The organism is Rhodothermales bacterium (assembly GCA_034439735.1).
Lineage (GTDB): Bacteria > Bacteroidota > Rhodothermia > Rhodothermales > JAHQVL01 > JAWKNW01.
In genome coordinates this window covers 1-10784 of the sequence record JAWXAX010000136.1, presented here as the reverse complement: position 1 = coordinate 10784, position 10784 = coordinate 1, and the positions used below count along the sequence as shown (strand labels likewise).

8 protein-coding genes are annotated in these 10784 nt (G+C 61.9%); all 8 read right to left on the bottom strand.

What is annotated here, in order from left to right; translation table 11 throughout:
• Positions 1-491, bottom strand: a 491-nt coding sequence (locus tag SH809_10880; protein ID MDZ4700200.1) for a TIM barrel protein, incomplete at its 3' end; no start/stop codon positions are given.
• Between the two features lie 150 nt (positions 492-641).
• Positions 642-2033 carry a type II and III secretion system protein gene (locus tag SH809_10875; protein MDZ4700199.1) on the bottom strand — a complete coding sequence of 464 codons (1392 nt, stop codon included), beginning with the start codon at positions 2031-2033 and terminating at the stop codon, positions 642-644.
• Positions 2034-2171: 138 nt separating this feature from the next.
• On the bottom strand, positions 2172-3176 hold the full coding sequence (locus tag SH809_10870) for a hypothetical protein (protein MDZ4700198.1): 1005 nt from the start codon (positions 3174-3176) through the stop codon (positions 2172-2174).
• Between the two features lie 56 nt (positions 3177-3232).
• Positions 3233-5005, bottom strand: a complete 1773-nt coding sequence (locus SH809_10865) for a hypothetical protein (protein MDZ4700197.1) — start codon at positions 5003-5005, stop codon at positions 3233-3235.
• A 44-nt stretch (positions 5006-5049) separates the two neighbouring features.
• Positions 5050-6357, bottom strand: a complete 1308-nt coding sequence (locus SH809_10860) for a type IV pilus twitching motility protein PilT (GenBank protein ID MDZ4700196.1) — start codon at positions 6355-6357, stop codon at positions 5050-5052.
• 556 nt (positions 6358-6913) lie between these two features.
• On the bottom strand, positions 6914-7513 hold the full coding sequence (locus tag SH809_10855; GenBank protein ID MDZ4700195.1) for a hypothetical protein: 600 nt from the start codon (positions 7511-7513) through the stop codon (positions 6914-6916).
• A gap of 30 nt (positions 7514-7543) precedes the next feature.
• The gene (locus SH809_10850) at positions 7544-8083 is read right to left on the bottom strand and encodes a hypothetical protein (GenBank protein MDZ4700194.1); all 540 of its coding nucleotides are present in this window, start codon (positions 8081-8083) and stop codon (positions 7544-7546) included.
• Between the two features lie 96 nt (positions 8084-8179).
• Positions 8180-10784: ATPase, T2SS/T4P/T4SS family (locus SH809_10845; GenBank protein ID MDZ4700193.1), on the bottom strand; the 2605-nt coding region annotated here is incomplete at its 5' end.

The window sequence follows — 10784 nt, the reverse complement described above, 5'->3', positions numbered from 1 at the left end:
GGACACCTGCGCGCCGGATGATCGGCCATCCCCAGCAACGATGCCAGAGCCGGCGTATCCGGCGCGCAGGTGTCCGGGGCGTGAAACACAATCAATTGGACACCGGATGGCCCCGCCAGATCCGCCGCCCGGCGAAGCGCCTCGGCCGCCTCGGCCTGCCGCTCGACGGACGACGCAAACCCCGAGGCGATGACCCGCGGACAGGCGATGCGCCGGCAAAAATCGAGCGTCTCGGCAAAGGCGGTCAACTCGTTCATCCAGGCCGAGCGGTCCTCGACGGAGCCCATAAACAGACCCGGATCGATGGCCGCGACGGGCATTTCGTTTTCCTCGAGCCGGCGACGAAGGCGGGCTTCGTTGACAAACGGGACACGCTCCTCATGCCGGCCCACCATCCGCAATTCCAGGGCTTCCAGCCCCCACAAGAGCGTATAATGCAGCGCGCGGTCGAGGTCGGGCGTAACGGAATCGGTCAGCCAGGTGGGGATCATGCGGCGAGTGGGTACAAAAAACGGGCAGCTCGCAAAAAGCGGCTGCCCGTGATAAGACCAATCGATCCGAACGTTCCGATTGAAGGGTTCAAGGTTCGAAGTTCAAGGTTTAAGGTCTATTCTATTCCCTTAAACCTCGAACCTTGAACCTCAATCATTGTCCGGGTACTTCACCTGACGTGCCTTCTCGGCGTCGACGCGGCGGACATCCTCCTCCAGCTGGCGCCGGCGGCGCTCCAGCATCTGGTCCGGGAACGGCCGCTGGGTGCGGACATCGAGCTGGTCGAGCAGGCGGGCCTGGATAATGATCAGCAGTTCGCGCTGCGTCTTGTCGGTCCGGTTGTAGCCGAACAGGTACCGCAGCCCGAAGAACCATGGCGGGAGATCCTTGAGGATGGGCACGCCGCGGCGGGTAAGGGTCTTCTGCGTCGTGTACAACCCGCCGATAATGGTCTGCTCGCCGTCGAGCAACAGAACCTGCGTGTCGGCGCGATTCCGGGCGATGACGATGCCGGCTTCGGAGGGCGAGCTGTTCGAGTTTTCGACGGCGACATCCAGGTGGATAAACTCGATCACCTCGGAGCCGAGCGAGTCCGTCACGGTCTCGCGGATCACCGTCGGCGTGACGTCGATGATGATACCGGTCGAGAAGAACTGGGTGATGGTGTTGCCGGAGAAGTCGCGCGTCTGAACGGGGACGTCGCTACCGATCTGGATGTTGCCCAACTGCCCGCTCTGGACGGTAACGGTCGGGCTGGCGATCGTCTCGCCGAGGCCTTCCTGCTCGAACGCACGGACCAGCTGCGTGAGCCCCGTGAAGCTGATCTGATCCGGACCGATGATGTATTCATCGACACTGTTGAACACGTTCTCCGTGTTAATGAAGATCCGCGGGATGTCCTGGTTGCCGGAGTTGCCGGCGCCCGAGCCGCCCCCGACGGAGCCGCCGCCGCCCGCTCCGCCGCTGCCGCCCCGGCTGGCCTGGGGCCCGAACCACACGCTCCAGTCGATACCGAGTTCAAGCGATTTCGTTAGGTTGGCGTCGAATAACACGGCGTTGATCTGCACTTCGCGCGTGCCGGCCGTGGCGGGCACAATGGCCGTCACCGCGGGGTCAATCGGTCGGCCGGCGGCCTGGTCGGCATTGAGCACCAGCGGCTGCTGCTGCGCGAGCTGGATGATAAAATAGCCGTCTGTCTCGCGATACGTGAGGCCTTTGAGTTCCAGCACGAACTCGAGCGCATCGAAGAACTGCAAGTTCGTGATCGTCACCCCGATAGGCTCGGTACGCCCTTCGGGATCGATGACCTGCTTGTTCGTGACGCGTTCGAAAACGGGATTGATAAATTCAATGAACTGATCGAACGGCGTCGACGGCAGGAACGACACGAGCTGATCCGGAGGAACGTATGTCCGAATCTGCCGCGGTGGCCGGTCTTGCGCTTGCGCGGGAATCTGTGTTGCGATCCCAACAACGACCAGTACAAAAATCCATACGAACGGCCGCGTGTGGGCCGAGATGCGGGTAATCCAATTCATCATGCTCTCCTAATATCACACGTCAGAGAATTGCCAGTATGCGCGAGGTGCAGGCCATACGACCGCGAGCAGCTACCCACGATCGCAAGAAAGCGTTATCCCCGGACAAATAATAGAACTTTCAGAACCCTATCAAAAACCTTACCGATTACCGGTCGGCGCCAGGAGTGTTCCTCCGATGGCCTGCCGATACCCCTGCTGAACGTCCAGCGAGAGATCCACATTATCGATGATGCCGCCCTTGTTCAAACGGGCGGACACCCGCCCTTCCGCCGGGTCGATGTCGGTGATCTGCCCGAGGTACACGAGGTCTCCAACACCGAGCTGACGGTAGCCCTCGTCATTCTTAAAAACGGCCTTGCCGCCCACGATAGAAACGAGCTGCGTGCCGGGATCCTCCAGGTCCACATGCCCTTCCGTATTCGGCGGAATCTGCTCCATGATTCCGGGGAAAAACGGGTTCACCGCCGGCGACTCATCCGGCAAAATGTCCTTCGGCACCGGCGGCAATTGCCCGGACCAGCCGGACGGCAACACCTGCCCTTCCATCATCTCGGCGAACAGATCCTCCGGAGCGCTTACGCCTTCCGTGCCGGAGTAATAGGCGTTCAGCGACATCCGAAACGACACCATCACCTGAAGCTCGGGCTTGCCCTTTTCCTTGTTCTCGGTCACGAGGTCGATGTGGTCCAGACTGAGATTATCAATCCGATAAAAATTGCGGTTGTTTTCGATACTCCAGATGAACTTGTACAGGCTGCTGAAATAGCCCCGGCCATCCACGGTAAACGTGTGGTAGCTGATGTTCGGGTCGTTCTTCGTGCCCGTCGCCGTGACGTCGAAGTTTTTGAAGCCGGCCAGCGTGAGCCCGTTCAAATAGCCGATCACATCCGGACTCTTGAGTTCTTCGGGGATGATTTTGTACCGCGCGAACCAGCGACGCGTCGCGTCGCGGGCGGCTTCGCGGGACTGGGTCTCCATCAAAAACAGCTGCTCGAGTTCGGCCATTTTTAACTTGGCCACCTTTTCGGCGCGCTGTACCTGGTCCATCTCCTCGCCTTTCGCCTTGAGGACGTAAAAGCCGAAGCCGATGGTGATCAGCCAGATCGCCGCCATGACGAGGATACTATAAGCGACTTTGGACATGCTCTCGATAGATCGGTGTAGGAGATGAGGATCGGCCGGCGCCGGCGCGGAGGCGCCTACTGGGCGGTCGGCTCGTCGAGCTGGCGTACCTGCTCGCGTAAATATTTGGCGGCCTCGGGCAGATCGATGACAATCGGCACGCGCATTCGGAACGTAAATACCGGCCACTCGCGGATCTCGGAAAACACCTGCGCCTCGATCGTGCCGTCGATGCGCTGCGCCAGCTGCACGATGCGGTCCCGCGAGGTCGCGTTGCCGCTGATCTCCAGCATTTCGCCGTTCGGCCGCCAGCTATCGATCCAGATGCTGCCTACTTCCGAGGTCTCCCTGGAAATCTTCTCGAGCGTCCGGCTCCATTGATCGCTGCCCTGCAACAGGCCGTCAAGTACGTTCAGCGCGTTCAGGTAACTGGTGGTGACGGCGTCGAAGCTGTCGATCCGGGCCTGAAGCATCCGGGGATCGGCTTCCATGATCTCGGCCGGGTACGAAAGCAGCAGCTCCCGCGCCGTGGTGATGTGCTCCTCGATCGTCATGTACCGATAGAAGAAAAACAGCACGGTGAGGCCGATCAAGAGACCCATCACGGGCACGTGCCACGTAAGCGGGATCCGGAAGCGGCGCTTGATGAGCCGCCGCGGCATGAGGTTGATTTCGTCGAAGACGCCCTGGTACCGCTCGTCGCCCGACAGCCGAAGCCCCGCCCCGACGGCGCCGACGATGGCGCTCGTGTTGGCTTCGTCGAGTCCAACGTCCCCCAACTCGGAGATGACGTGGCGGAGCGAATCCACCTGCGCATCCGGGAAAAACATCTCGAAGCTCTCGACCAGCTCCTCCTCGCGCTCTTCGCTGAGCAGAAAGACGTGCTGCACATCGCTGATGCCGTGTTCGTCCTGCTGCAGGAGGACGCGGCTACAGATCGTCTCCGGCGATTCGTAGGCCGTGAGCGAGCGCAGACTTTCGTAGTGGAAGAGTTCTTCGCCTCGAACGAATAGCACCAGCGTATCCTCCGTGCCGGCGCGCACGATCAGCGAATGCCGCTCGGGCGGCACGGCCGGCATCGACGTCTCGTTGCCCCGGCGCAGGGCGCGGCGCAACGTCGCCCGGGCCAGGCCCACGTACAGCGGCACCTCGGCGTCCATGATCCGGACCGACGGCACGCGCGACCCCTGCTGCTCCCGCATCGCCAGCAGCGTGGCGATGACGGAATCTCGCTGTTTTGGGAAAATCGCCAGATGGCGAAGCTCCTTTGGATCCAGCGAGGACATCGGCATAAACCCGACGCGGTTGTTGTCGAACCCGCCCTGATATTGCTCGCCGAGCAGCTTGAGCAGTTGGCCGCGGTCGATCTTCCGCGGACCGCCCTTCTTTTCGGCTTCGTCGCCCTTGCCGTCGTTCAGGCTCCGCAATTCGACATGCGTCACGTCCGACGAGTCCGCACAGAAGGCGAGCGTCGGCTCTTCGTAGCCGGCATCGCGGCATTCGGCGAGAATGTCGCCCAGTTCGAGCACGAACGTGGAGGAAAAGCCCCCGATCTCATCGCCGCCATCCGGCGCCGGGTTGGCCGCGCCAAACTCCGACTTCAGGAACAGGTTGCCGGCGGCGTCGGCATTGTCGCCGAACTGGATCGTGAAGTCGCCCGTGTTGGCCGATTCCTGGAGCTCCGGCACGCTCGTCATCAAACCAGCCTGGGCCGACCGCGACACGCGCTGCCGGGTGAACCGGCGCAATACGCGCGCGCTCCCCCCCTCGTTCTCCATGAGAACGGCGTGGAGCGTCTTGCTGGTCACCATCACGCCCAGTATGAGTTCTGAAGACTTACTCTTTTGCATGTCGCGTCTTGTGAATCAGGCCGGAGGACAGGCGAAACGATCGCTCAGCCGCCGCCCGAAAGCAGTTGTTTAAATCGGCGCTTGTTATTGGCGTAGTGCATGGCCGTCTCGGGCGTGATGAAGCGCTGTTGCATCAACCGATGCAGGTCCTGCTCCATCGTAATCTGCCCCTGCGCGCCGCCTTCCCACATCATCTGGTAGATTTCGCCCGAGTTGTTGTTCTTGATGGCGGCCCGTGTCGACGGCGTCATCCAGAGCACCTCCTTGGCCATAATGCGGCCACCGCCCACCTTGGGGCACAGCTTCTGCGAAATGATGCAGCGCAGTACGTCGGCCAGGCGGTTGCGGACGCGGTCCTGCTCGTCCGTCGGGTACTCGGCAATGATACGGTCGATGCTTTCCACCGCAGAGCTGGTGTGGAGCGTGGAAAATACCTTGTGACCCGAGTCCGTCACCTCGAGCGCCGCCGAGATGGTCGATGGGTCGCGCATTTCCCCGATGATGATCATGTCCGGGTCCTGACGCAGGGCCTGCACCACGCCGTCCTTGAACGTGTGCACGTCCCGGCCCACCTCGCGGTGGCGTACGATGCAGTTCTTGGAGTCGTGCATGTATTCGATCGGGTTACCGATGATTACGATGTGCGCCTGGACGTCTGTGTTGTTGGCGTCGACGATGGCGTCGAGCGTGGTGCTCTTGCCGGAGCCCGTAACCCCGGTGACCAGCGTCAGCCCGTCCCGGATGTGCCGGAACATGAGGCCATTCTCAATTATCGGATGGAATTTCAGAGAGCTAAGCGTGCGCAACTTATCTTCGATGGCGCGGACGTTGAGCGCCAGGTGCCCGTAGTCGAAATAGATGGTCACGCGGAAGCGACGGTCCTTCTTTCCTTCGAGGTAGAGCTGGTACGAAAAGTCGATCGCGGACTCCCGGAACAGGTGCTCCATCTGGGTTTCCGAGAGGAGATTCAGGAAGAGGATGTCCGATAGATCCTCGCTGCACTTGCCCATCTCCTTGTGCGGCGTCTTGTTGCCGTCGACACGGTACCAGACGAAGCCGTTGCAGGCCGCGCCGCCGGTGTCGATGTCGCTCGCGCCGATCTTGAGCATGTGCTTGATATAGTGCTCGACATGCTGGCGCAGAATCGCCCGGTCCTTGTCCAGCAACGCCGTCACATGTTCGCTGAGGAACCGCACCCGATCGACGCCGTGCACCGATTTCGGCACGGAGTCGATGATGATCTGGCATACCTTGGGCGGTTGGGGCGCCAGTGGCACCTTCGCCCGCTCTTTCATCGCCCCTTCTTTTCGGGGGCCACGATCCCATTTGATATCGCTAATGCTGGTGCTCACGGCAGGCTCTCGGATGTGGAGGATACAGGATTGGCTGCGTAGGGTCCTTGAGGCAATCTGGGTGATTCCGATGCACTACCCGCCAGGGCATGCGAACGGAGGCACATGAACATACGGCGTTTTCGCCTGCGAAACCCGTGCGTTCTGGCGCAACGAACCTGCGCGGCGACGGCCGACCTCGTAGTGCTTTCTTCACCCGCCTCCCCGGGCATCGGGCGCGGCGGCGGGGTATCGGCAGCCTCCCGTGGCCTGCCCGGGAACGATAGCTGAGCAAACGGAATGTATTTCCTTCCAACCGGAAGAATAACTCGGATTGATAATTCGATTTCGAGAACTATGTTTCCAGGCAGGGATCGTGCCCGCTTCCGCCGGCGTGGGCTTCACGAGGTCGAACGGCCGACGCTATCGTGGATCTGTGGGATAGTCGTCACGGATGTTTCGCACCGCGTTAAATAATCAGACGCGACGCAATTCACTGCCTGTACGCGTTCATGGGTTGCGCGTTCTGGGTGAGGACATCGAACGGGACGTATAACGCCAAAACGCGCAACGTCGCTCAATTCACCTGGATCGTCGCCCCCCAGTGGGTCTCGCGGACGTAGCTGCGGCTGGCGTAGGGAACGCCCATCGAGAAGGTCATCCGCACCTGTTCGGTCAGTTCGACCACGCCGCTGACCGAAACGCCGTTTACATCCAGCAGGTCGATGGCGAAATAGGTGATAAACGGGGCGCTTTTGCCCTCGACCACGCCATTTACAAGGCGGCGCACCTCGAACAGCGGCACGGACAGGGTATCGACCTGGAGGGTCTGCTGGGTCACGCCGTCCGCTTCATACACCTCCTCTAGCTGGTAGGAAATCGTGGAAGGCGTCGCGTCCGACGGGTTGAGCTTTTTGAGGAAGCTGAACGAGGAGGTCATGCCGGCCAGGGTCGCGTGCGGGGTGTGCTCCACGACAGGCGGCCCGCTCACGCCCAGGCCGATGTTGGCGATGTCGTCCCGCATCCAGAGGCCAAAATCGAGCGAATGCTTTTTGGCCGTATACATACCCACCTGCTCAATGGACACGTCGCGCATCCGCTGCTGCATGGACAGCAGGACGAGCATAACGGCCATGGCCACCAGCGTAGCCGCAAGGTTATCGTAGATAAAAAACATGATACGCCGGGTGTTCGGTATGAAAAAACATCAACTGCATGCGTCGCAGGACTTCAACCGCGTCAGCCGCACCGGGTTAAACAGCAGACGCCGACCACCTGGCTGCGGCACATCCTGTAACATGACGGTGATCTGTTTGTCGTACGTAGGGATCAGGGCTACAGCCACGCCGGCGCCGGTCGTCGTCACGTAATCGACCGTGGCCGTCACCTCAAACGCAAACGTCACCCCGTTCCGCATCGTGAAGCTGAGGGTGTCGGGCGTCATGCCGTTGAAATCGTCCACGTCGTCGCAGAGGGTGTTGAGGCCGCGCAGACTGCACCCGTTGCCGGTGGCAAACGGCAGGGTGGTGAGCTGGGAGGGATCGGTCACGGGGGCGCCTCCGAGGGTGGCGCTGTCAAACGCCTGAGCTTCGACGATTTCGAGCGCCTGGAGCGCCACGCCGGCGGCCATGACCTCCATCTCGTCGTCCAGCATGGACTCGTAGATGCGGAGGACGCGTTGTTGTTGATTGATCGCCAACAACGTGACGATCATCATCGCCAGGAAGGCCAGTAGGGTTTGCGGCATAGTGCACTACAGTTACTATCCTGTGCGCAGCCGGGGGGTACACTGGCGACAAGAACCCTTTCAGGTGTCTATGTTACGAGAGGCAGCGGTTACGCGCTACCCTTCCGTGGTTACGACGCGGATCATCTCGCGGACCGAGGTCTGACCCATCTTTACGATCTCGCGCGCCGAGTCGCGCAAGCTGAGCATGCCTTCCTTCTGCGCCAGGTCCTTGACGGCGCCTTCGTCGATCGCCGCGTCGGACTCGACGATCAGGTGCCGCACGGCGCGGGAGAAGTACAGCGCCTCGCTGATGGCGCGCCGGCCCTTGTACCCGACGCCCTTGCAGTTCGAGCAGTGGCTGTCGTTGCCGGGAAGATAATAGGTCAGGCTCGTGATCTCCTCTTCGCTGAAACCCAGCTTATCGAGCATCACGGGATCCGGATCGGTATCGACGGTCTTACAGACCGGGCACAGGATCCGGATGAGGCGCTGGGCCACGACGAGGTTGATGGCGTAGGCGATCAGGAAGGGCTCGATGCCCATCTTGTACAACCGGCTGATCGCGCTCGGCGCGTCGTTCGTGTGCAGCGTCGAGAACGTGAGGTGACCCGTGTTGGCCAGCTTGATCGCCAGCTCGGCCGTCTTGCGGTCGCGCATTTCACCCACCATCACGATATCCGGGTCGTGGCGGAGGATGGCGCGGAGGGCGTCTTCCAGTTCGAGCTTATGGTTCAGCTTGATCTGGCGCACGCCCGGGATGATGTATTCGACCGGGTCCTCCACCGTGAGCACGTTCACTTCGCCCGTGATCACGTGGTGCAGCGCCGCCACGAGCGACGTGCTCTTGCCGGAGCCCGTCGGGCCGGTGATGATCACCATGCCGTGCGGCTGGCTGATGGCTTGCTCGAACCGCTGCATGGCGTTGTCGAGCAGACCCAGCTTGCGCAGGTCGCGGATGACCTTCCGGTCGTCGAGCACGCGGATGACGATACTTTCGGAGCGAAGCTCTTGCCGCGCATTGGCGATCGGGAGAACGGACACGCGGAAGCGGATCAACACGTCGTCGATCCAGCGCTGGATGTAGCCGTCCTGGGCCGCGTCGCGTTCGAAGCGGTCCACGTTCATCGCGTTGTCCTTGATGACGGCGAGGAGCGCTTCGGGGTGTACTTTGTTTTCCGTATGCCAGAGGCTGAGCCGGCCGTCGATACGGAAATGGATTTCGACCCGCTTGCTCGAATTCGGGTAGATGTGGATGTCGGACGCTCCCTGGCGCACGGCTTCGACGAGGGTGGCCTCGAAGAGGTTGATGAGCGACGAGCGGCTGATTTCCGCTTCGAGCGCATCTTCGTCGATGAGATCCGCCCCCTCCTCGTACGTGATGCCCATGTCGAACGCCATCTCTTCGTCGCGGACGCGATCGAGGAAGACGTTCCGGCGCGGGAAGGCTTCGGTGATGAGGTTTTCGACGGCCGACTGCGGCGCGTAGTAGAGGTCGAAGCGGTCGAGCTTCAACTCCTTCATCACCGTGCGCACTTCGGTCCGCATCGGGTCGTGCGTGATAAACACAAGCTTGACCGCGCCGGAGGCGTGTTCGGTCTCGCATTCAAACGGCACGAGCCGCAGGTTCAACAACCGGTCGCGGTTCTCCTCGGAGAGGGTCTCCATGACCGAGCGCGCGAATTTCGGGTCCAGCTTGCCCTCAATGTCGGCTGAAGGGAACGCGTAGATGCGGGCGGCTTCGGCGAAGATGGCTTCGGTATCGACGTCGCCGATCTCGGCGAGGATGCGCCAGAGGGTCTCCTTGCTGTTTTCGCGGTCCTTACGCTTCTGCGCCTCCATCACCTGGCTCATCGATACCAGCTGCTTGCCGAGCAGGCTGGCCACGACGCGGTCCTTCGTGCGGATGGCTTCGATGTCGAGCGACCCCCGTCGCTCGGGCGTCGGGGCGTTTACCGGCCCCTGAGGGGTCGCGGGAGGCGGAGTCTTGTCCACCGGCGCCGCCGGCGTGACCGGCCGCGGCCGGACCGGCTTGGGCGTCCGCGCGAACGGCGAATCGGACGCCTTTTCCCGCGAGGGCTCCACGGGAGGCAGCGTTTCTTGTGCCGGTTTTTCTCTTAGAGGCGTTTCTCGAATCGACGTTTCTTTCGCCGGCGTTTCACGAACGGGCGTTTCACGAACGGGCGTGTCGGACCACGCCGTGGGCGCCCCTTTCTCGGGCAGGCTAAACGGATCCGCGTGATTCGTAAAGCCGTCCCCGACGATGGCGTCGGGATCGAGACGGATCGTGTCGTCGGAGCGGTCGGAGTCTCCCAGAACGAGTTCCAGGCCCTCGGGCGCGAAGCCAGCGCCGGGATCGACGAGCGGTGGGCGCGAAGTTTCGGAAGCGGCTTCAGACGGCGCGTCGGCGAAGGGATCGACGTTGCGCCACTTCGGCTTCGGATCGGCCGGCGGCGGCGTGTCGACGCCGGATGTAGCCGTGGCGGGCTTGTCGTCCTCGTCGGCGATAAAATCGACGAGCCAGTTGAGGCGTTTGTCTTTGCCGGGCACGTCGTTGCCCGCTATTCCGTTGCCAGGTGCGCCGTTGCCGGGACCATGGCCGGGTCCATGGCCGGGACCATGGCCGGCTACATCGTTCCCACTGGACTCTTTGCCGGTAGGTAGATCCTGATCCGGGTGCCGGCGGCGCATGGGCCGCAGGCGTTCGGAGGTACGCGGGCGC

Bases quoted from the DNA above. Each gene is read 5' to 3' on its own strand.
- SH809_10865 (MDZ4700197.1), bottom strand. From the start codon at position 5,005: ATGCAAAAGAGTAAGTCTTCAGAACTCATACTGGGCGTGATGGTGACC.
- SH809_10875 (MDZ4700199.1), bottom strand. From the start codon at position 2,033: ATGATGAATTGGATTACCCGCATCTCGGCCCACACGCGGCCGTTCGTA.
- SH809_10870 (MDZ4700198.1), bottom strand. From the start codon at position 3,176: ATGTCCAAAGTCGCTTATAGTATCCTCGTCATGGCGGCGATCTGGCTG.
- SH809_10855 (MDZ4700195.1), bottom strand. From the start codon at position 7,513: ATGTTTTTTATCTACGATAACCTTGCGGCTACGCTGGTGGCCATGGCC.
- SH809_10850 (MDZ4700194.1), bottom strand. From the start codon at position 8,083: ATGCCGCAAACCCTACTGGCCTTCCTGGCGATGATGATCGTCACGTTG.